The organism is Pseudomonas sp. R9.37, from assembly GCF_963878885.1.
Classification (GTDB): Bacteria; Pseudomonadota; Gammaproteobacteria; order Pseudomonadales; family Pseudomonadaceae; genus Aquipseudomonas.
Genome location: NZ_CAWNZA010000043.1, coordinates 344,746 through 367,016, shown reverse-complemented (window position 1 = coordinate 367,016; position 22,271 = coordinate 344,746). Strand labels below are relative to the sequence as shown.

Genomic DNA, 22,271 nt, shown 5'->3' with positions numbered 1-22,271 from the left:
CTCGTCTGATGCGACAAAAGCGCGCGCCCCCTTAAGACTTTAGTCGCATGGCCGATAGCTGATGCACACCCCGTCTCATGGCCGCACGGATCGCGCTTCTCCCCAGGACTTCAGCATGTCTCTTCGTAATATGAATATCGCGCCGCGCGCCTTTCTTGGCTTCGCGTTTATTGGTGCGCTCATGTTGTTTCTCGGTGTGTTCGCCTTGAACCAAATGAGCAAGATCCGTGCTGCCACCGAAGACATCACACTGTCCAGCGTACCGAGCATTCGCGCCCTCGACGAGTTCACCCAACTGACCCTGCGCCTGCGGGTGTTGTCGTATCGCTTGCTGACCAACCGTGAGCCAGACGTGCAGCAAAAGACCCTGGAAGCCTTTGAACTGCGCAACCAGCAGATCCGCACCGCCCAGGGCGTCTACGAAAAACTCATCGAGAGTGGCGAAGAACGCTCGACCTACGACGAATACGTGCGCTTGCTCGGTCAGTACCACCAGATCGAAGAGCGCATGAAGAGTTTGTCTCGCGCCAACCAGATCGACGACCTGCGCAACTTGCTCAACACCGAATTGCTGAGCAACTCCGAGCAAGTCAACGCGGTGCTGACGCGCCTGCTGGACATCAACAACAAGATGGCCAACGCCACCAACCAGCAAGCCAAAGACCAATACGACATGGCCTTTGACCTGGTGGTGGGCCTGCTGACCATTGCGACGGCGCTGACCCTGCTGTTTGCGTGGCTGCTGACCCGCAGCATCACCCTGCCAATCGCCCAGGCACTGGAAGCGGCCGAAGAAGTCGCCGAAGGCAACCTCACGCGCCCGATCAAGGTCGACGGCAACGACGAAGCCGGCCGCCTGCTGGCCGCCATGGCCAAGATGCAGGAAAAATTGCGCGACACGCTGCAACGCATCGCCGGTTCCGCCACGCAGCTGGCCTCCGCCGCCGAGGAGCTGAATGCCGTCACCGACGAAAGCGCCCGTGGTCTGACCCAGCAAAACAACGAAATCGAACAAGCCGCCACCGCCGTCAACGAGATGACCAGCGCCGTCGAAGAGGTGGCGCGCAATGCGGTCAGCACCTCCGAGGCCTCGCGCAATGCCACCACGTCAGCGGGTGACGGCCGTGACCTGGTGCAGGAAACCGTCAGCGCCATTGAGCGCATGAGCGGTGACGTACAGGCCACCGCCACACTGATTGGCGACCTGGCCAATGAATCGCGTGACATCGGCAAGGTGCTGGACGTGATTCGCGGCCTGGCCGACCAGACCAACCTGCTGGCGCTGAACGCCGCAATTGAAGCCGCACGCGCCGGTGAAGCCGGTCGCGGGTTTGCCGTAGTGGCTGATGAAGTGCGCGCCCTGGCCCATCGCACCCAGCAGTCGACCAGCGAGATCGAGCGGATGATTGGCAGCATTCAGGCCGGCACCGAGCACGCGGTGGATTCGATGCGTAACAGCACCGAACGCGCGGAGTCGACGCTCAACATCGCCAAAGGCGCGGGCCTGTCGCTGGATACCATCAACACCGCGATTGTCGAGATCAACGAGCGCAACCTGGTGATCGCCAGCGCGGCAGAAGAGCAGGCGCAGGTGGCGCGGGAAGTGGACCGCAACCTGGTGAACATTCGTGATCTGTCGGTGCAGTCAGCCACCGGTGCCAGCCAGACCAGTGCGGCGAGCAGTGAGTTGTCGCGCCTGGCCGTGGATTTGAATGGGATGGTGGGGCGCTTCAGGCTGTAAGTCGATTCCTGTGGGAGCTGGCTTGCCTGCGATAGCATCTCCTCGGTGAACCTGACCCACCGAGTTGCCTGCATCGCAGGCAAGCCAGCTCCCACATTGGATTGATGTAGGCCGGCAAAAGCTTTTTGACAGCACAGCAATTCAACAGGTTAGAATCGCTGGCACGCAGACTGCATGGTCAGTTTGCGCCCTGTCTTCCCCGTTCTGGAGTACTGCCTTTGAATGCGACGACCATCAACAGCCTGTTCTTGATCGGCGCGTTGCTGGTGGGTGCGAGCATTCTGGTGAGTTCTCTTTCGTCCCGCCTGGGTATCCCGATTCTGGTGATCATCCTGGCCGTGGGCATGATCGCCGGCGTCGATGGCGGCGGCATCATCTTCGACAATTACCCGACCGCCTACCTGGTGGGCAACCTTGCCTTGGCAGTGATCCTGCTCGACGGCGGCTTGCGCACACGGGTGGCGAGTTTTCGCGTGGCACTCTGGCCGGCGTTGTCGCTGGCCACGGTCGGGGTGTTGATCACCACCGGCCTCACCGGCATGGCCGCGGCGTGGCTGTTCAACCTTAATATCATTCAAGGCTTGCTGATCGGCGCCATCGTCGGCTCAACCGATGCCGCTGCGGTGTTCTCGCTGCTGGGCGGCAAAGGCTTGAACGAGCGGGTCACCGCCAGCCTGGAAATCGAATCCGGCAGCAACGACCCGATGGCGGTGTTTCTCACCGTGACCCTGATCGACATGCTCGCCACCGGCCAGACCGGCCTGCACTGGAGCCTGCTGACCCACCTGATCCGCGAGTTCGGCATCGGCGGCATCGTCGGTTTGGGCGGCGGCTGGCTGATGCTGCAGATGGTCAACCGCATCAACCTGGCCACCGGCCTGTACCCGATCCTGGTGATCGCCGGTGGCCTGGTGGTGTTCGCCCTGACCAACGCCCTGCACGGCAGCGGCTTCCTCGCCGTGTACCTGTGCGGCCTGGTAATCGGCAACCGCCCTGTGCGCAGCCGTCATGGCATTTTGCATATGCTCGACGGCATGGCCTGGCTGGCACAGATCGGCATGTTCCTGGTGCTGGGCCTGCTGGTCACGCCGCATGACTTGCTGCCCATCGCCCTGCCCGCCCTGGGCCTGGCGCTGTGGATGATCCTGTTTGCGCGGCCGCTGTCGGTGATGGTCGGCCTGCTGCCATTTAAAGCGTTCCACGGGCGCGAAAAAGCCTTTATCGCCTGGGTCGGCCTGCGCGGCGCGGTACCGATCATTCTGGCGGTGTTCCCGCTGATGGCCGGCCTGCCGCACGCGCAGCTGTACTTCAACTTGGCGTTCTTTATCGTGCTGGTCTCGCTGCTGGTGCAGGGCACAAGCCTGCCGTGGGTGGCCAAGCTGCTGAAAGTGACCGTACCGCCGGACCCCGCGCCGATCTCCCGCGCCGCCCTGGAAGTGCACGTTACCAGCGAGTGGGAGCTGTTCGTCTACCGCCTGGGCGCGGAAAAATGGTGCATCGGCGCGGCCCTGCGCGAACTAAAAATGCCCGAAGGCACGCGGATCGCCGCGCTGTTCCGTGGCCAGCAACTGCTCCATCCGTCGGGCAGTACGGTGCTTGAAGTCGACGATTTGCTCTGTGTGATCGGCCACGAACACAACCTGCCGGCCCTGGGCAAACTGTTCAGCCAGGCGCCGCAACGCGGTCTCGACCTGCGCTTCTTCGGCGACTTTGTGCTCGAAGGCGACGCCCAGCTGGGCGCGGTGTCGGCGCTCTACGGCCTCAAGCTCGAGGGTATCGACCCGGATATGCCACTGAGTCGCTTCATTACCCAGAAGGTCGGCGGCGCACCCGTGGTAGGCGACCAGGTGGAATGGAACAACACGTTGTGGACCGTCGCGGTCATGGACGGGAACAGAATCGGAAAAGTCGGCGTCAAATTCCCCGAAGGAAGTCGTCCAGGCCCTGGACTCTTCCTCTAAACTGCGGGGCTACGGCGCCACGCCCCCACCTTTTTTACCTTGCTCGACCGGTATCCATGACAACTCTGCGCACCTTTTTAGCCACTGCCCTGCTGGGCCTGACCCTCTGTGTCGGCAGCGTTTACGCCGCCGACCCGCCCAGCGCCGAGTCCATCCAGCAAACCCTGGACAAACTGCCCGACCGCAAGCTGCCTGACGCCGACATGAAGGCGCTGCAAACCATCCTGCAACAGACCCTGACCTACCTGGGCAACAAGCAGGATTACGAGCAGCGCCTTGTCGACCTCAAGCGCCAGCTCGAAGACGCCCCGCGCCAGACCACTGAAAACCAGCGCGAACTGGTACGGCTCAAGGCCACCAAAATCATCCCGGTGGCGCAGCGCTACGCCACCCTGCCGGTGCCGCAGCTTGAGCAATTGCTGGTGCAACGCACCACCCAGCAAGGCGATCTGCAAAAAACCGTGGCCGACGCCAACAGCATGTCCGTTGCCGCCCAGACCCGTCCCGAACGCGCCCAGACCGAAATCAGCAACAGCCAGACCCGCATCCAGCAGATCAACTCGATCCTCAAGGCGGGCAAAGACAACGGCAAGACCCTCACCGGCGACCAGCGCAACCAACTGAATGCCGAGCTGGCCGCCCTCAATGCCCTGATTCCACTGCGCCGCCAGGAACTGGCCGGCAACAGCCAACTGCAAGACCTGGGCAATAGCCAGCGCGACCTGGCAACCGAGAAAACCAGCCGCCTGGAGCAGGAAATCCAGGACCTGCAAACGCTGATCAACCAGAAACGCCTGGCCCAGTCCCAGCAGACCGTGACCCAACAGTCCATCGAAGCGCAGAAAGCCGGGGGCAGCAGCCTGCTGGCCTCGGAAAGCGCGGCCAACCTTAAACTGTCCGACTACCTGCTCAAGAGTACCGACCGCCTCAACGAGTTGACCCAGACCAACCTCAAGACCAAGCAGCAACTGGACGCAGTGACGCAAAGCGACTCGGCCCTGGACGAGCAAATCAACGTGCTCAAGGGCAGCCTGCTGCTCTCCAAGATCCTCTACAAGCAGAAACAGGCGCTGCCCCGTCTCACGGTCGACCGCGACCTGGCAGACGATATCGCCAACATCCGCCTGTACCAGTTCGAGATCAACCAGCAGCGTGAGCTGATCAACTCGCCCAGTGCGTATGTGGATAACTTGCTGGCCAACCAGCCGCCGGAAGACGTGACGCCGCAACTGCGCCGCACCTTGCTGGAGTTGGCGATCACCCGCAGCGACTTGCTCGAGCGCCTGAGCCGTGAGCTGAGCGCACTGCTGAACGAATCGATCACCCTGCAACTGAACCAGAAACAACTGCTCAGCACCGCCACCACCCTGCGCGCGACGCTGGACGAGCAAATGTTCTGGATCCCCAGCAACAAGCCGCTGGACACCGAGTGGCTGGAAACCGTACCGGCGCACCTGAACAAACAGATCACCACCCTGCCGTGGGCCTCCAGCGTCAGCGAACTCTACGACGGCCTGACCCAGCGCCCGCTGTTGTTCCTGCCACTGCTGCTGTTGATCGGTGCATTGTTGTGGCGCCGTAAAGCGCTGTACCAGCGCCTGAACAAGGTTCACCTGGACATCGGCCACTTCAAGCGCGACAGCCAGTGGCACACACCGCAGGCCATCCTGATCAACATCCTGTTGGCGATGCCGGTGTCCCTGGGCCTGGCGCTGTGCGGCTACGCGCTGCAGATCGACGCCCGCGGGCAAAACGCCAACCTTGGCGATGCACTGCTGCAGATCGCCCAAGCGTGGCTGGTGTTCTACACCGCCTACCGCATCCTGGCGCCGGGCGGCGTGGCGGAACTGCACTTTCGCTGGGAGAAACCCCAGGTTGAATTCCTGCAAGGCTGGGTGCGCAAACTTGGCCTGGTAGTGCTGGCATTGGTGGCCGTAGTGGCCATCGCCGAGCACCAACCCGAGGCGCTGGCCGACGACGTGCTGGGCATCGGTGTGGTACTGACGTGCTACGCGCTGATGGCCTGGCTGCTGGGCCGCCTGCTGCTGAACAGCCCGACCCACGAGAAAGCTTCACTGTTTCGTAAAGCCGTGGGCCTGGTGTTCACCGCCCTGCCCGTCGCCCTGTTTCTGGCGGTGTGCTTTGGCTATTACTACACCGCGCTCAAACTCAGCGACCGCTTGATCAATACCCTGTACCTGCTGATGTTCTGGCTGGTGATCGAAGCCACCTTCGTGCGCGGCCTCGGCGTCGCCGCACGGCGCCTGGCCTACGCGCGTGCACTGGCCAAACGCCAGGCCGCCAAGGAAGCCGGTGATGGCGAAGCGGTGATCGAAGAACCGACCCTGGACATCGAACAGGTCAACGAACAGTCCATGCGCCTGATTCGCCTGGCCTTGCTCGGCGGCTTTATCGCGGCGCTGTACTGGGTGTGGAAAGACCTGATCACCGTATTCTCCTACCTCGACAACATCACCCTGTACGAGTACACCAGCGGCACCGGCGCCAACATCAGCATGGTGCCGATCAGCTTCGGCGACTTGCTGGGTGCGTCGATCATCGTCGGCATCACCTTCGCCCTGGCGCGCAACTTGCCGGGTTTGCTGGAAGTGCTGGTGCTGTCCAAGCTGGACCTGGCTCAAGGCAGCGCCTACGCCACAACCACCTTGCTGTCGTATGTGATTGCCGGGGTCGGCTTCGTCTCCACCCTGTCCACGCTCGGCGTGAGCTGGGACAAGCTGCAATGGCTGGTGGCAGCGTTGTCGGTGGGGTTGGGCTTCGGGATGCAGGAGATCTTCGCCAACTTTATCTCCGGCATCATGATCCTGTTCGAACGCCCGGTGCGTATCGGCGACACCATCACCATCGGCAACCTGTCGGGCACCGTCAGCAAAATCCGCATCCGTGCGACGACCATTACCGACTTTGACCGCAAAGACATCATTGTCCCGAACAAGACGTTTATTACCGGGCAACTGATCAACTGGTCGCTGACCGACACCATCACCCGCGTCACGCTGAAACTGGGTGTGGACTACGGCTCCGACCTGGACCTGGTGAAGGAACTGCTGCTCAAGGCCGCGCGAGAAAACCCACGCGTGCTGAAAGAGCCGGAACCCCACGTGTACTTCCTCAACTTCGGCGAAAGCACCCTCGACCACGAATTGCGCATGCACGTGCGCGACCTCGGTGACCGCAACCCGGTGATCGACGAGGTGAACCGCTTTATCAACCGCGAGTTCAAGAACCACCACATCAACATCTCGTTCCGCCAGATGGAGGTTTACCTCAAGAACCTTCACGGCCAGGAATACAAACTGGTGGAAGTCGACACCCCGGCCAAACCCGCCAACGACGGCGGCGTGCAAGAACCACCGCCGAGCAAACTCGACTAACGCGCCTATCCCCAGCAGAATGCTCGGACATTCTGCTGGAGATGGCCGGTGAAAGCCCTCGACGAACTGACCTTCGACAACCGCTTCGCACGCCTGGGCGACGCGTTCTCAACCCACGTATTGCCTGAGCCGCTCGACGAGCCGCGCCTTGTGGTCGCAAGCAATGCCGCCATGGCCCTGCTCGACCTCGACCCGGCAGTGGCCGACACACCGGTGTTCGCCGAGCTGTTCAGCGGGCACAAGCTGTGGGCCGAAGCGGAGCCGCGGGCGATGGTCTATTCCGGCCACCAGTTTGGCGGCTACACCCCGCAACTGGGCGACGGCCGCGGGCTGTTGCTGGGCGAGGTGTACAACGAGGCCGGCGAACACTGGGACCTGCACCTCAAAGGCGCCGGGATGACGCCTTATTCGCGCATGGGCGACGGCCGCGCGGTGCTGCGCTCTTCGATCCGTGAGTTTCTCGCCTCCGAAGCGTTGCATGCGCTGGGCATCCCCAGCAGCCGCGCCTTGTGCGTGATTGGCTCCAGCACACCCGTCTGGCGCGAGAAACAGGAACGCGGCGCCATGGTGCTGCGCCTTGCGCACAGCCATATCCGCTTCGGGCATTTCGAATATTTTTACTACACCAAAAAGCCCGAGCAGCAGGCTGAACTGGCCGAACACGTGTTGAACCTGCACTACCCCGAGTGCCGGGAGCAGCCCGAGCCGTACCTGGCGATGTTCCGCGAAATCGTCGAGCGCAATGCCGAGATGATCGCCAAATGGCAGGCCTACGGTTTCTGTCACGGCGTGATGAACACCGACAACATGTCGATCCTGGGCATCACCTTCGACTTCGGGCCGTTTGCGTTCCTCGATGACTTTGACGCGCACTTCATCTGCAACCACTCCGATCACGAAGGGCGCTACTCCTTCAGCAATCAAGTGCCCATTGGGCAGTGGAACCTCAGCGCGCTGGCCCAGGCGCTCACGCCGTTTATCAGCGTTGACGCCTTGAAAGAGGCGCTTGGCCTTTACCTACCGCTGTACCAGGCCCATTACCTGGACCTGATGCGCCGTCGGCTTGGGTTGACCACGGCTGAAGACGATGACCAAAAGCTGGTGGAGCAGTTGCTCAAGCTGATGCAAAACAGCGGCGTGGACTACACGCTGTTCTTCCGCCGCCTGGGTGATGAGCCCGCAGCGCAAGCTGTGGCGCGACTGCGCGATGACTTCGTCGACCTTGCAGGGTTTGATGCCTGGGCCGAACTGTACACAGCCCGAGTTGCGCGCGACGGGGACTACAGCGAAGCGCAGCGCCGTGAGCGCATGCACGCGGTAAACCCGCTGTACATCCTGCGCAACTATCTGGCACAAAACGCCATCGCCGCCGCCGAGTCAGGCGACTACAGCGAAGTACGTCGATTGCATGAAGTGCTGAGCAATCCGTTTGAAGAGCAGGCGGGGATGGAGCAATACGCCCAGCGGCCGCCGGATTGGGGCAAGCATTTGGAGATCAGTTGTTCGTCGTAAGTTCGCAAAAGCGATACGTTCACGGTGGCGAGCGGGCTTGCCCCGCACTGGGCTGCGCAGCAGCTGCAAAATCTGCAATGAAGATCCGCCTCATACAACTCGGTTACTTTACTGGGGGCTGCTCCGCAGCCCAACGCGGGGCATGCCCGCTCGCCACAGTTATGTATTTGCCTTGATAAATAGCGGCGCTGGCTCCAAATAGAATCTATTGGCCATCTCCAGGAGCCCTCCATGTCCGAACCTCTCGTCATTCCCTGCCCCCATTGCAACGGCCTCAACCGCATCCCCGGCGAACGCCTGGGTGATGCGCCAAAGTGCGGGCGCTGTAAACAGCCGGTGTTGTTGAACAAACCTTTTGAATTGAAACAGGGCGATTACGCCAGCCAGATCAAGGGCGACCTGCCGCTGCTGGTGGATGTGTGGGCTGAGTGGTGCGGGCCGTGCAAGTCGTTTGCACCAGTGTTTGAGCAGGCGGCCGGGCAGTTGGAAGGCAAGTGCCGGTTGGCCAAGCTCGACAGCGAGGCCAATCAGCAGCTGTCGGCGCAATTGGGGATTCGCTCGATTCCCAGCCTGATTCTGTTCAAGAACGGCCGCGAAGTAGCGCGCCAGAGTGGGGCATTCCCGTTGCCGCAGTTGATGAGTTGGTTGCGCAGCCAAGGGGTGTAATCCAAACCCAATATCAACTCGGTCAAATGTGGGAGCTGGCTTGCCTGCGATGGCATCACCACGGCTTGCCTGACAGACCGAGTTGTCTGCATCGCAGGCAAGCCAGCTCCCACACTGACCGTGTTTTAGGCTTGGGCTACGGGGGTTTCGCGGTCCATCATCTGGCCTACGAGCTGTACGCCGAGTTCGCTTAATTGATGGATAGCCAGGGCCACGTCGCGGTGTTCGCCGGTGAGGTCGTTGGACAGCTTGAGTAATAGCGTGCGCACGGAAGAGAAGGTTTCGTAGCTGTTGAGCACGAGGGTTTCGGTGGGGAGGTTGGGTGCAACGGTATAAAGGTTAACCATGGAACGTCTCCGAGCAGGAGCCGCAACCAGCCGCTACTAAACGGAGGGTGGCAGCTGTACGCAGGTTAGTAGACCGGGGAGACGCAACCGGCGCGCTCGAAAGCGCCCTCCGTACAGCCACCATCACGCTCAGGAAGACCCTGACCGAAGCGTTGCTGTACGTCTCACCACGGGCTACTAAACCCGACCGCTGAACATTCAGCGGCCCGAGAACCTTAGAGACGCCCATCCAGACGCACAAGCCGGCGGATTCTGGCTTATCTGTAGGCAGCGAGACAAGGCGCAACCCCGCTTGCCAGACGTGTCCTACAGCCTCTGTGGGACAAATCCAAATCCCCCTGCAGGAATGCAAAACAAATGTGGGAGCGGGCTTGCTCGCGAAGGCGGTGTGTCAGTCGCCTTATCAGCAAACTGAACCACCGCCTTCGCGAGCAAGCCCGCTCCCACATGGGGATTTGTGTTGCTGTTAGGTCACGCGCTTTCCAGCAAGTTATGCAACTCCACAAACTGCTGCGTCAGCTTGTGCCGTGGGTCCAGGTGGATCAGCGGCTTGCTCTCCTGGTGCGACTCGCGCATGCGCACGGAGCTGGCCAGGTACACCGGCAGCACCGGCAGGCCTTCGGCAATCAGCTCATCGAGCATCTGCTGCGGCAGGCTTGCGCGCGCCTGGAATTGGTTGACCACGATGCCTTCCACTTCCAGGCCTTCGTTGTGGTCTTCCTTCAATTCTTCGATTTCCGCCAGCAGGCCATACAGCGCCTGGCGTGAAAAACTGTCGCAATCGAACGGAATCAATACACGATCAGCGGCAATCAGCGCCGAAACCGCATAAAAATTCAGTGCCGGCGGCGTGTCCAGGTAGATCCGGTCGTAGTCCTCGCTCAGTTCATCGAGCAGCTTTCGCAGCTTGTTGATCTTGTGCTTGGCCTCAAGCTTGGGCTGCAGGTCGGCAAGCTCGGCCGTCGCGGTAATGACGTGCAGGTTGTCGAACGGCGTTTCGTAAATGTCCACGCGGTTTTTCTTGGAAAACGGCCCGGATGACAGGGTTTGCTTGAAGAACTCGGCGATGCCCATCGGGATATCGTCGCCGGTCAGCCCGGTGAGGTACTGAGTCGAGTTGGCTTGCGCATCGAGGTCCACCAACAGGGTTCGATAGCCTTCACTGGCGCTGACCGCCGCCAGGTTGCAGGCAATGCTGGACTTGCCAACGCCGCCTTTCTGATTGAACACCACACGCCGCATGGAAAAACCTCCGTGTATCAATGAATGTCCGAGTGTAGAGGGCAAAAGCGCCTGTTAGCTACCTCGTTCATCCATGCACTGGCGCATTGCGCGGCCGGATGCGCGATACCCGTAATCCAGCGCTCACAAACTAAAAGGAATACTCCGACAACCCCGCCAGTCCTCGGGTAAAGGACAATCTGTAAATCTTTCCCAGTAAATTGTAATCAGCCGTGAACAATTCTTTACCAAAGTTTGCTAGAAGCCCACAGCACCGGGATAATGCGCGCCATTCGGCCTGTGTTCCCTGTCCCGGTATTCGGGGCCAACGGCCGCACATGGAAGCCCGCAGGGGCGGGATAACTTCTCAGTGATCACTTTCAACATCGCCCAATGGCGCGCCTGGGCTCCCGGCCTGGAGAGTGCGCACGACTGGCACGCCTGGTGCCAGGCCCCAGTGGCGCTGCCTGGCAGCGATGCTTCGCCTGACGTGTCCTTTTTGCCTGCCATGCAGCGCCGACGCCTGAGTCGCCTGGCACGCATGGCGTTCAGTGTCGGTTGGCCCCTGGCCGAAGGCCTGCAAGACCTGCCGCTGGTGTTTATTTCCCGGCACGGCGAAACCCCACGCACCCTCGACATCCTCAGTGATCTGGCCGATGGCCAACCCCTGTCGCCGACCCAGTTCAGCCTATCGGTGCATAACGCGGTGATCGGCCTGTGGTCGATCCTGCGCAATGAAACCAGCGAAATGACCGCACTCGCCGCCGCAGGCGACGGCCTTGAGCACGGCATGCTCGAAGCCGCTGCGCTGCTCAACGAGGGTGCCCCGGCGGTGTTGCTGGTGATCACCGAGGAGCAGCCCCCCGAAGCCTATGCTCGCTGGATTCATGACGTGCCCTTCCCTTACGCCCTCGGCCTGCTGCTGACACCGGGCGACGAGTGGCGATTGGAACTAAACAGCGGCGCTGTCCAACTCACTCAAACCCAGTGGCCCCACGCCCTGAACCTGCTACGCACCCTGCTCACCGAACAGGTTGCCTGCCAACATGCCTGGAAGAACCGTGTATGGAACTGGCAACGCAAGCCCTGACCGAAAAACCCCGGGACGCCTATTACTGGCGCCTGTTCGCCACCGCCGCGAGCTTTTTCTTCTTCGGCGTCGGCGGGTTGTGCCTGCGATTGCTGGTGTTTCCGCTGCTCAGTTGCCTGCCAGGCAGCGCTGAAAAACACCAGCGCCGCGCCCGCCACACCATCAGCAAACTGTTCTGGTTCTTTATCCGCCTGATGCAGCGCGCCGGCGTGCTGACCTACAGCGTCGAAGGCGCAGAAAAACTCGGTCGCCCAGGCCAGATGATCATTGCCAACCACCCGTCGCTGATCGACGTAGTGTTCCTGATCGGCTTGATGCGCCAGACCAACTGCGTGGTCAAGCAGAGCCTGTTTCAAAACCCGTTCACCCGTGGGCCGGTGCGCGATGCAGGCTATATCAGCAATGACGGCAGCGCCGACATGCTCGACGCCGCCGCCGAGGCGTTGCGCCAGGGCCAGACCCTGATCATTTTCCCCGAGGGCACCCGCACCACACCCGGCGCGGCACCCGCCTTTCATCGCGGTGGCGCCGCCATCGCGCTGCGCGGTGCGACAATCATCACCCCCGTGGTGATCAAGGTCAGCCCTACGACGTTGACCAAGGCAGAACCCTGGTACCGCATTCCCAAACGTCGATTTCATTTCAGTTTGCGCGTGGGTGCCGATATAGAACCACACACCTTTGCCGCACTCGGGCCCGCGCCCCAGGCTTCACGCAAGCTCAACGATTACCTGCACCACTATTTCATTAAGGAGCTCGCCGAAGATGAGCGACCAACACCGCCTTGAGCACGACATAAAGATGCTGATCATCGAGGCCCTGGGCCTGGAAGACATCAGCGTCGACGACATCGGCAGCGAGCAGACCCTGTTCGGCGAAGGCCTGGGCCTGGATTCGGTAGACGCCCTGGAATTGGGCCTGGCGATCCAGAAAAAGTACGGCATCAAGATCGATGCCGACGCCAAAGACACGCGCAATCACTTCACCAACGTGGCCAGCCTTGCGGCGTTCGTCACGGCCAGACAGGCAGCTTGAGACCGGACCATGCAAACTCGTGACGATATTTTCAACACCCTGCGCGACGCCTTGGTGGAACTGTTTGAACTGGAGCCTTCGCGCGTCACCCTCGACGCCAACCTGTACCAGGACCTGGAAATCGACAGCATCGACGCCGTAGACTTGATCGATCACATCAAGCGCCAGACTGGCAAGAAGATCGCCGCCGAAGAATTCAAGGCAGTGCGCACCGTAAACGACGTGGTTGAGGCGGTGTACCGTCTGGTCGCACCTGCCGCATGAGCCGGCTGATCGGCCTTGGCCTGTTGCTGGCGGGGCTGTTGTACCCTTTTGCGGTGTATTACGGCACCGAGCACTTTGCGCCGTGGCAATTCGGCCTGCTGCTGGGCAGCCTGTGGTTGCTGCGCGCGCTGACCGGCGCACGCCGCCCTGGCAGCCGCTGGATGGCGATGGCGGTGATCGTGTTTTGCCTGCTGCTGGCCTGGTTCGACAACCCGCAGCTGCTGCGCTGGTACCCCAGCCTGGTCAGCGCATTCATGCTGGCGCTGTTCGGCTTGAGCCTGAAATACGGCCCGCCGATGGTCGAGCGCCTGGCACGCATCACTGAACCGCAACTGCCGCCCGAGGCCATCCGCTATACGCGCCAGGTCACTGTGGTGTGGAGTGTGTTTTTTCTGTGTAATGGCCTGCTGGCCGCCGCCCTCACCCTGTGGGCGCCGCTGAGCTGGTGGACGTTGTACAACGGCCTGATCGCCTATGGGCTGATGGGGTTGTTGTTTGCCGTGGAATGGCTGGTACGACAAAGGGTTCGAGGCCGCGTATGAATGGGTTGAAACTTGAGCACCTGCTGCTTGAGCCGCTGCAACAGCGCTTGGTCACCACCGAGCCTGAAATGAACCATGCCCAACTGTGGGCACACTCACTGAGCTTGGCGGCGGGCCTGCAAGCGCGCGGCATCCGGCGTTTGGCCGTGCACCTGGAAGACGCCGGCCTGTTGGCCATTGCCCTGCTGGGCGCCTGGCGGGCCGGGGTCAGCGTGCTGCTGCCGGCCGACCTGCAACCCCAGACCCGCCAGCGCTGGGACGACGCTGTAGATGCCTGGCTGGTGGAAGCCGCTGACCTCGACGCGCTGTACCAGGCGCCGTTGAGCGCTGCCGCACTCGACCTGGACGCCTGCCACTTGAGCCTGTGCACCTCCGGCTCCAGCGGCGAGCCCAAGCGCATCGACAAGACCCTGCGCCAACTTGCCAACGAAGTGGAAGCGCTGGAAGCCTTGTGGGGCGCGGACCTTAACGACGCCTGCATCATCGGCAGCGTCGCCACCCAGCACATCTACGGGTTGCTGTTTCGGGTGTTGTGGCCGCTGTGCGCCGGGCGCACGTTTGTACGCAAACAACTGGCCTTCCCCGAAGACCTGCAGCGCGCCAGCCGCGAACACTCAACATTTGCCTGGGTCGCCAGCCCCGCGCTGCTCAAACGCATGGGCGACAACCTCGACTGGCCCGCCCTGAGCCACGTGTCGCGGGTGTTTTCGTCCGGTGGCGCGCTGCCCATCGAGGCTGCCGGCAGCCTGTACGACCGCCTGCAGCAATGGCCGACCGAAATCCTTGGCAGCTCGGAAACCGGCGGCATTGCCTGGCGCCAGGGCGCGCAGCCGTGGCAGCCGTTTGCCGAGGTAGAACTGAGCCAGGATGCCGACGGCGCGCTGCGCATTGCCTCACCTTATCTACCGGCCGGGCACATTGAACAGACCGCCGACGCTGCCCGCATCCACTCCGACGGGCGCTTCGAGCTGCTCGGCCGCCTGGACCGCATCGTCAAGCTGGAAGAGAAACGCATCTCCCTGCCGATGCTCGAACAGGCGCTGATGGCCCACGCCTGGGTCGCCGAAACCCGCCTGGGCGTGGTGCAGGAAAACCGCGCCTCGCTCGGCGCGCTGGTGGTGTTGAGCGCCGATGGCCTGCATGCCCTGCGCAATCAAGGCCGCCGCGCCGTCACCCAAACCCTGCGCCAGCATCTGAGCCAGCATTGCGAAGCCCTGGCGCTGCCGCGGCGCTGGCGGTTGCTGCGCCAGTTGCCGCTGAACGCCCAGGGCAAACTGCCTCAAGCCGACGTCACAGCGCTGTTACTCGCCCCACGGCCCAAAGCGCCGGACGTGCTGGCGCAAGTGCAAGCCAACGGCGAATGGACCGTGCAACTGAGCATCCCGCCAGACCTGGCCTATTTCAGCGGCCACTTCCCTGTCACGCCCGTGTTGCCGGGCGTGGTGCAGGTGGAATGGGCCTTTAACCTCGGCCAGCAGTTGCTCGACCTGCCCGCGACCTTTGCCGGCATGGAAGTGCTCAAGTTCCAGCAACTGGTGCGCCCCGGCGATCAGGTTGAACTGCACCTGCGCTTCGACCAGGAACGCGGCAAGCTGTATTTTGCCTACCGCAATGGCGTCGCCGCCTGCTCCAGTGGCCGCATAGTGCTGGAGGCGCCAAGTGCATAACCGTCGATGGCCAGCGGGCCTGGTGTGTCGAGCGGGCTTCCTGTGGAGAGCGGGCTTGCCCCGCGTTGGGCTGCGCAGCAGCCCCAAAACCTGCCAACTCGGTATGCCTGAGACACCCCGGTTACCTTACGGGAGCCGCTTCGCAGCCCAACGCGGGGCAAGCCCGCTCGCCACAACAAGCGCGCTTACCACCGTAAGCCCGCTACCAGTCGGTTGGGTCAGTCATGCATAACCCCTGCGCCCTGATCCCGGTCTACAACCATGAAGCCGCCGTACCGGCCGTGGTTCACAGCCTGTTGAACAGCGGCTTGCCGTGCCTGCTGGTCGACGACGGCAGCAGCCCGGCTTGCGCGGCGGTGCTGGCGCAACTGGCGACACTCGACAACGTCACGCTGCTGACCTTGCCCAACAACCAAGGCAAAGGCGGCGCGGTCATGGCCGGTTTCCGCGAAGCCGCGCGCCAGGGCTTCACGCATGCCCTGCAAGTGGACGCCGACGGCCAGCACGACCTGCGCGAAGTCGAGGGCTTTCTCGATACCTCACGCAGGCACCCCGACGCGGTGATCTGCGGCTATCCCGAATACGACGACAGCGTGCCCAAGGGCCGCTTGTACGCGCGCTACCTGACCCACGTGTGGGTGTGGATCAACACCCTGTCGCTGCAGATACGCGACTCGATGTGCGGCTTTCGCGTGTACCCGCTGGCGCCTACGCTAGCGCTGATGAACTCGGCCTACATCGGCACGCGCATGGATTTCGATTCCGACATCCTGGTGCGCCTGGCCTGGCGTAACCAGCCGATGCGCTGGCTGCCGACCCAGGTGCATTACCCCGCCGACGGCTTGTCGCACTTTCGCCTGTTTCGCGACAACGTGCGCATCTCGGCCATGCACACGCGGCTGTTTTTCGGCATGTTGGTGCGCGCGCCGATGATTCTGTGGCGACGGTGGCAGGCATGAGCGAGCGCACCAAACACTGGGCCGACCGCGAGGAGCGCGGCAGTTTCTGGCTGATGAAGCTCACTGCCGTCGCCGCCAGGGTCCTCGGCCGCCGCCTGCTGAGCCCGTTGCTGTACAGCATCGTGCTGTACTTCTTCCTGTTCGGCCGCACCGCCCGCCACAGCGCATGGGAATACCAACAGCGCCTGGCCGACTGGAGCGGGCGCGATGAACTGCGGCCCACACATAAAAAAGTCTTCGGTCAGTTCATGGCGTTTGCCGACTCACTGCTCGACAAACTCGACGTGTGGAACGGCAAGCTGCGCCTGGAGCAGATCGAAATCAACGACCCGGCGCAATTGCGCGGGCAACTGCGCGGCGAGCGCGGGCAGATGCTGGTCGGCGCGCACTTGGGCAACCTCGAAGTGTGCCGCGCGCTGGCCGAGATCGGTGAACAAGTCACCATGAACGTGCTGGTGCACACCAAGCACGCCGAGCGTTTCAACCGCCTGCTGGGCGAAGCCGGGGCCACGCATCTGCGCCTGATCCAGGTCAGCGAACTGGACCCGGCGACCATGCTGCTGCTCAGCCAGCGCCTGGACGACGGCGAGTGGCTGGCGATTGCCGGCGACCGCGTGCCGCTGCACGGCGGGCGCAAGGTGCGCGTGGATTTCCTCGGCTTTGACGCGGCGTTCCCGCAGGGCCCGTGGCTGCTGGCCGGGCTGCTCAAATGCCCGGTCAACCTGCTGATGTGCCTGAAACACAACGGTCGCTATCGCCTGACCATCGAGCCGTTCGCGCAATTGATCGAATGGAAGCGCAGCACCCGCGAGCAGGTCATCGCCCTGTGGACCGCGCGCTACGCCGCACGCCTGGGCCAGTTCTGCCTGGAAGCGCCCCAACAATGGTTCAACTTTTACCCTTTCTGGAAAACCGATGACGACGCATCTTGAGCCAGTAACCTTTGGCGAACGCGCTTTGCGCATTGAAGACGTGCTGGCCTTGGCCAACCGTCAGGCGCCCACGCAGTTGCAGGGCGACGCAGCGTATCGCCAGCGCATAGCCAAAGGCGCGCAGTTCCTCGACTCGCTGCTGGACAAGGAAGGCGTGATCTACGGCGTGACCACCGGCTACGGCGACTCGTGCGTGGTGGCGGTGCCGTTGCAGCACGTCGAGGCGCTGCCGCGTCACCTGTATACCTTTCACGGTTGCGGGCTGGGCAAGTTGCTCGACGCCCAAGCCACCCGCGCGGTGCTGGCGGCGCGTTTGCAGTCGCTGTGCCACGGCGTGTCCGGGGTGCGTGTGGAATTGCTCGAGCGCCTGCATGCGTTTCTGCAACACGATGTGCTGCCGCTGATTCCGGAAGAAGGCTCGGTAGGCGCCAGCGGTGATTTGACGCCGCTGTCCTACGTGGCCGCAACCTTGTCCGGCGAGCGTGAAGTGATGTTCCGTGGCGAGCGTCGCCAGGCGGCTGACGTGCACCGCGAACTCGGGTGGGAACCGCTGGTACTGCGCCCCAAAGAAGCCCTGGCTTTGATGAACGGCACTGCCGTAATGACCGGCCTGGCCTGCCTGGCCTTCGCCCGCGCCGACTACCTGCTGCAACTGGCCACGCGCATTACTGCAATGAACGTCGTGGCGCTGCAAGGCAACCCGGAACACTTCGACGAGCGCCTGTTCGCCGCCAAGCCGCACCCGGGGCAGATGCAAGTCGCTGCGTGGCTGCGCAAAGACCTGGCGATTGATGCGCCGACCGCGCCGCTGCACCGCCTGCAGGACCGCTACTCACTGCGCTGCGCACCGCACGTACTTGGCGTGCTGGCCGACAGCCTGAACTGGCTGCGCTCCTTTATCGAAATCGAACTGAACAGCGCCAACGACAACCCGATCATCGACGCCGAAGAAGAGCGCGTGCTGCACGGCGGGCACTTCTACGGCGGGCACATCGCTTTTGCCATGGACAGCCTCAAGACCCTGGTGGCCAATGTCGCCGACCTGCTCGACCGCCAGCTCGCGCTGCTGGTGGACGTGCGTTACAACCACGGCCTGCCGAGCAACCTGTCCGGCGCGCCGGCCGACCGCGCGATGATCAACCACGGTTTCAAGGCCGTGCAGATCGGCACCAGCGCGTGGACCGCCGAAGCGTTGAAAAACACCATGCCGGCCAGCGTGTTCTCGCGCTCCACCGAGTGCCATAACCAGGACAAAGTCAGCATGGGCACCATTGCCGCACGTGATGCTATCCGCGTGCTGGAACTGACCGAACAAGTGGCGGCCGCCACGTTGCTCGCGGCCAACCAGGGTGTGTGGCTGCGCGCCCAGGCGGACGATGCGCGCCCCCTGCCACCGGCGCTGGCAGCCATGCATGAAGCGCTGGGTAAAGACTTCCCGCCGGTCATCGAAGACCGTGCGCTGGAGGGCGAGCTGCGCCTGTGCCTGAAACGTATTGCCGAGCAACACTGGAGGCTGCATGCGTAGCCAGGGCTTGTTGCATTGCGACACTGAAATCCTCGTGCCGTTTTTCGACATCGACACCATGCACGTGGTGTGGCACGGGCATTACGTGAAGTACCTTGAAGTGGCGCGCTGCGCGCTGCTGGACAAGATCGGCCATAACTACACGGCGATGCTGGAGTCCGGCTACGCGTGGCCAGTGATCGACATGCAGCTGCGCTACGTGCGCGGCGCGGTGTTCGGCCAGAGGATCAATGTGCGCGCCAGCTTGGTGGAGTGGGAGAACCGTTTGAAGGTCAATTACCTGATCACAGACCTGGCCAGCGGCGAACGCCTGACCCGCGCCAGCACCGTGCAAGTGGCGGTAGAAATCGCCAGCCGCGAGATGCAGCTGGCCTCCCCCAACATCTTCACCGACGCCGTCGAAAGGGCCCTGAAATGAGATTCCCTGTGGGAGCGGGCTTGCCCGCGAAGGTCTTGAGGGCCCTGTGCAGTATCAGACGGTCCGCGTCATCGTTAACGTCCTTCGCGAGCAAGCCCGCTCCCACAGGGATCGCGTTGATTCTGTTATTGAGCATTCCAGGTTTCGCCCATGCTTTTGATCTGCAACAGCTGAGCGATCAGTTGGCCAAGCCCTCGGTGATCCACGGCAACTTCATCCAGGAAAAACACCTGCGCGCCCTTCCCCAACCCTTGGTCAGCAAAGGCACCTTCGTGCTCGCCAAGGACCACGGCCTGTTGTGGCTGTTGAAAACCCCGCTGCAGCAGGACTACCGCATCAGCGCCCAAGGCATTGCGCGCCGTGACGCCAATGGCTGGCAACTGCTGCCGAACAAGAGCGCCGGGGCCGAGCAGAACCGCCTGTTCCTCGCCGTACTCCAAGGCGACAGCAGCGGCCTGCAACGCGATTTCGAATTGCAGCTGCAAGGCGAAGCCAAGCAGTGGAAGCTGACGCTGATCCCGCGCTCATTGCTGCTCAAGCAGGTTTTCACCCAGATCAATATCGACGGCGGCGAATTGGTGCAGACCATCCAACTGCTCGAAACCCAAGGCGACAGCACCGTGCTGCGCATGCAGGACAGCACGGCCACCCAACCGTTAAGCGATGCGGAGCAACACGACTTTGCCCAGTGAGCGCCTGCTGCCGCGCCTGTTCCTGATCCTGCTGGTGGCCGTGCTGGCGCTGGCCGGCTGGCAGTGGCGCCATGGCGCGCCGCTGTCGGCCAACCTCATGGAGCTGGTACCGGGCAGCACGCCGGATGCGCTTGAGCTAAAAGCCGAGCAACGCATGCAGGAGCCGCTGAACCGCGAAATGCTGGTATTGGTCGGGCATGCGGATCGGCAAAAAGCCGTGGCGGTGGCGCAGCAATTGGGCGAGCGCTGGCAAGCCAGCGGGCTGTTCGAAAAAGTGCAGTGGAACCTGCAGGCCGACTTGCCGGCCCTGCGCGAGCAATTGCTGCGCGGGCGCCTGGCGATGCTCTCGGCCAGGGACCGCGAACAACTGATCGAGCACCCCGACGCGTTCATCCAACAACGCGTGCAAGCCCTGTTCGATCCCTTCACCGGGTTCAGCCTGGTGCCGAGCCAGGACGACTGGCTGGGCCTGACCGGGCGTATCCAGAACAGCCAGCCGCAACACGGCTCGGTGCAATTGGATATCGGCAGCGGCGCCTTGATCGCCGATGCCGACGGCAAAAGCTGGGTGCTGCTGCGTGCGCGCACCACCGGCAATGCCTTTGATATGAAACTGCCGGTGCAAGTGGCGGATCTGCTCCAGGCCAGCCGCGCGCAGGCCGGCGAGCAAGGCGCGCAACTGCTCGCCGCCAGTGGCTTGCTCTACGCGGCCAATGGGCAGCAGCAGGCGACCCGGGAAATCACCTGGGTGGGCGGCGGCGCCACGCTGGGCATCCTGTTATTGCTGTTGCTCGCCTTCCGCCGCTGGCGTGTGCTGCTGGCCTTTGTGCCGGTGCTGGTGGGCATGTTGTTTGGCGCGGTGGCCTGTGTGGCGCTGTTCGGCCATATGCATGTGATGACCTTGGTGCTCGGCTCCAGCCTGATCGGCGTGGCGGTGGATTACCCGCTGCATTACCTGTCCAAAAGCTGGAGCCTGCAGCCGTGGCGCAGTTGGCCGGCGTTGCGCCTGACCCTGCCGGGGCTGAGCCTGAGCCTGGCGACCAGTTGCATCGGCTACCTGGCGCTGGCCTGGACGCCGTTCCCGGCGCTCACCCAGATCGCGGTGTTCTCTGCCGCCGGTCTGGTCGGCGCCTATCTGTCAGCCGTGTGCCTGCTGCCCGCGCTGCTCCAAGGCGTGGACCTGCGCCCGGCGCAATGGCCGCTGCGCATCGCTGAAGGCCTGTGGGTGCTGCGGGCCACCTTGATCAAACACTTACCGAGCCCGCTGCTCCTGGCGCTGGTGCTGCTGTTTTGCGCCGGCGGCCTGTGGCACCTGAACAGCAAGAACGATCTGCGCCAATGGATCGGCGCCCCGCCGCAATTGCTGCAGGAAGCCCAGGCCGTGGCGCGCATCACCGGGTTCCAGCCCACCAGCCAGTTCTTTCTGGTACGCGCCGACAATCAGCAGCAGTTGCTCGAACGTCAGGCAGCCCTGGGCCAGCGCCTGGATCAACTGGTGAACATGGACAAGCTGCAGGGCTACCTGGCGCTCAACCAACTGGTCAACCTGCCCGCCGAGCAGCAACGGCTGCGCGACGCGCTGAACCAATTGCCGCAACACTGGCAGCCGCTGTTGGACCTGGGCGTGCCCGCCAGCGCCCTGCACGCCGAAATCGCGCAACTGCAAGGCTTGCGCACCGAAGACATCGACGCGGCGCTGGTCGGCCCGCTCGCCGAGCCTTGGCGCACGCTGTGGCTGGGGCCGGTGGACGGCGGCGTCGCGGCGATGGTCAGCCTGCAAGGCCTGAACAACCCGGCGCTGCTACGGGTGCAGGCGCTGGACTTGCCTGGCGTGCAGCTGGTGGATCGCCTGGGCGACTTGAACCGGGTGTTCGCCGACACGCAGATCAGCGCCGCTGAATTGAAATTGATGTCGTGCGTGCTGATCGTGCTGTTGCTGATCCTGCCGTTCGGTGTCGGCGGCGCCTTGCGCATCGTCGCCCTGCCGCTGCTCGCGGCGCTGTGCAGCCTGGCCAGCCTGGGTTGGCTGGGCCAGCCACTGACCTTGTTCAGCCTGTTCGGCCTGCTGCTGGTCACGGCGATCAGCGTTGACTACGCGATCTTGATGCGCGAACAGATCGGCGGCCCTGCCGTGAGTCTTTTAGGTACGCTGCTGGCGGCGCTGACGACCTGGTTGTCGTTCGGCCTGCTGGCGGTGTCGAGTACACCGGCCGTGAGCAATTTCGGCCTGTCGGTCAGCCTGGGCCTGGCCTTCAGCTTTATGCTGGCGCCCTGGGCCGGCCATCAGAAGCACGCCTTATGAAT

At 62.8% G+C, this 22,271-nt stretch carries 19 protein-coding genes and 1 pseudogene; 18 read left to right on the top strand and 2 right to left on the bottom strand.

Going from position 1 to position 22,271, the window contains the following annotated elements:
- Positions 1–61: 61 nt before the first annotated feature.
- The 6 genes and pseudogenes from AACU78_RS30115 to trxC all read left to right on the top strand — a co-directional run.
- Positions 62–838: pseudogene (locus tag AACU78_RS30115) on the top strand (MCP four helix bundle domain-containing protein); the annotation flags it as partial.
- Between the two features lie 30 nt (positions 839–868).
- Positions 869–1,741: a methyl-accepting chemotaxis protein gene (locus tag AACU78_RS30110; protein WP_371924132.1), complete on the top strand. Its 873-nt coding sequence runs from the start codon at positions 869–871 to the stop codon at positions 1,739–1,741.
- 218 nt (positions 1,742–1,959) lie between these two features.
- Complete coding sequence (locus tag AACU78_RS20725) at positions 1,960–3,702, top strand: potassium/proton antiporter (protein ID WP_106577559.1); 1,743 nt, start codon at positions 1,960–1,962, stop codon at positions 3,700–3,702.
- A gap of 56 nt (positions 3,703–3,758) precedes the next feature.
- Positions 3,759–7,097, top strand: coding sequence for a mechanosensitive channel MscK (mscK, locus tag AACU78_RS20720; protein ID WP_106577558.1), 3,339 nt, complete (start codon positions 3,759–3,761; stop codon positions 7,095–7,097).
- A 48-nt stretch (positions 7,098–7,145) separates the two neighbouring features.
- Positions 7,146–8,609, top strand: coding sequence for a protein adenylyltransferase SelO (gene selO, locus AACU78_RS20715; RefSeq protein ID WP_106577557.1), 1,464 nt, complete (start codon positions 7,146–7,148; stop codon positions 8,607–8,609).
- Positions 8,610–8,840: 231 nt separating this feature from the next.
- Positions 8,841–9,275: a thioredoxin TrxC gene (gene trxC, locus AACU78_RS20710; protein WP_017138537.1), complete on the top strand. Its 435-nt coding sequence runs from the start codon at positions 8,841–8,843 to the stop codon at positions 9,273–9,275.
- Positions 9,276–9,400: 125 nt separating this feature from the next.
- On the opposite strand, the gene AACU78_RS20705 is transcribed toward trxC, so the two are convergent.
- Together AACU78_RS20705 and AACU78_RS20700 are read right to left on the bottom strand one after the other, a co-directional pair.
- Positions 9,401–9,622 (bottom strand): DUF6124 family protein, encoded by a 222-nt coding sequence (locus AACU78_RS20705; protein ID WP_106577556.1) that lies wholly within the window; start codon positions 9,620–9,622, stop codon positions 9,401–9,403.
- A gap of 471 nt (positions 9,623–10,093) precedes the next feature.
- Positions 10,094–10,864, bottom strand: a complete 771-nt coding sequence (locus AACU78_RS20700; protein ID WP_106577554.1) for a ParA family protein — start codon at positions 10,862–10,864, stop codon at positions 10,094–10,096.
- Positions 10,865–11,213: 349 nt separating this feature from the next.
- Here AACU78_RS20700 and AACU78_RS20695 point away from each other — a divergent pair, with 349 nt between their 5' ends.
- The 12 genes from AACU78_RS20695 to AACU78_RS20640 all read left to right on the top strand — a co-directional run bounded on the left by AACU78_RS20695 (position 11,214) and on the right by AACU78_RS20640 (position 22,269).
- On the top strand, positions 11,214–11,933 hold the full coding sequence (locus AACU78_RS20695; protein WP_106577553.1) for a beta-ketoacyl synthase chain length factor: 720 nt from the start codon (positions 11,214–11,216) through the stop codon (positions 11,931–11,933).
- Positions 11,909–12,721: a lysophospholipid acyltransferase family protein gene (locus tag AACU78_RS20690; protein ID WP_106577552.1), complete on the top strand. Its 813-nt coding sequence runs from the start codon at positions 11,909–11,911 to the stop codon at positions 12,719–12,721. The genes AACU78_RS20695 and AACU78_RS20690 overlap by 25 nt, the downstream gene beginning before the upstream one ends.
- A complete protein-coding gene (locus tag AACU78_RS20685) occupies positions 12,699–12,968 on the top strand; it encodes a phosphopantetheine-binding protein (protein WP_010213712.1) in 270 nt (89 codons plus the stop codon). Before AACU78_RS20690 ends, AACU78_RS20685 begins: the two co-directional genes overlap by 23 nt.
- A gap of 9 nt (positions 12,969–12,977) precedes the next feature.
- Entirely contained in the window at positions 12,978–13,232 is a 255-nt protein-coding gene (locus AACU78_RS20680; protein ID WP_106577551.1) for an acyl carrier protein, read from the top strand.
- A complete protein-coding gene (locus AACU78_RS20675) occupies positions 13,229–13,774 on the top strand; it encodes a hypothetical protein (protein WP_106577550.1) in 546 nt (181 codons plus the stop codon). The genes AACU78_RS20680 and AACU78_RS20675 overlap by 4 nt, the downstream gene beginning before the upstream one ends.
- Positions 13,771–15,441, top strand: a complete 1,671-nt coding sequence (locus AACU78_RS20670) for an acyl-CoA synthetase family protein (RefSeq protein ID WP_106577549.1) — start codon at positions 13,771–13,773, stop codon at positions 15,439–15,441. The genes AACU78_RS20675 and AACU78_RS20670 overlap by 4 nt, the downstream gene beginning before the upstream one ends.
- A gap of 224 nt (positions 15,442–15,665) precedes the next feature.
- Positions 15,666–16,400 (top strand): glycosyltransferase family 2 protein, encoded by a 735-nt coding sequence (locus AACU78_RS20665; protein ID WP_106577548.1) that lies wholly within the window; start codon positions 15,666–15,668, stop codon positions 16,398–16,400.
- Positions 16,397–17,332, top strand: coding sequence for an LpxL/LpxP family acyltransferase (locus AACU78_RS20660; protein WP_106577547.1), 936 nt, complete (start codon positions 16,397–16,399; stop codon positions 17,330–17,332). Before AACU78_RS20665 ends, AACU78_RS20660 begins: the two co-directional genes overlap by 4 nt.
- Entirely contained in the window at positions 17,316–18,857 is a 1,542-nt protein-coding gene (locus tag AACU78_RS20655; protein ID WP_106577546.1) for an HAL/PAL/TAL family ammonia-lyase, read from the top strand. Before AACU78_RS20660 ends, AACU78_RS20655 begins: the two co-directional genes overlap by 17 nt.
- Positions 18,850–19,275 carry an acyl-CoA thioesterase gene (locus AACU78_RS20650; RefSeq protein WP_106577545.1) on the top strand — a complete coding sequence of 142 codons (426 nt, stop codon included), beginning with the start codon at positions 18,850–18,852 and terminating at the stop codon, positions 19,273–19,275. Before AACU78_RS20655 ends, AACU78_RS20650 begins: the two co-directional genes overlap by 8 nt.
- On the top strand, positions 19,272–19,967 hold the full coding sequence (locus AACU78_RS20645) for an outer membrane lipoprotein carrier protein LolA (protein ID WP_106577544.1): 696 nt from the start codon (positions 19,272–19,274) through the stop codon (positions 19,965–19,967). Before AACU78_RS20650 ends, AACU78_RS20645 begins: the two co-directional genes overlap by 4 nt.
- Positions 19,957–22,269, top strand: coding sequence for an MMPL family transporter (locus AACU78_RS20640; protein ID WP_106577764.1), 2,313 nt, complete (start codon positions 19,957–19,959; stop codon positions 22,267–22,269). The genes AACU78_RS20645 and AACU78_RS20640 overlap by 11 nt, the downstream gene beginning before the upstream one ends.
- Positions 22,270–22,271 lie beyond the last annotated feature (2 nt).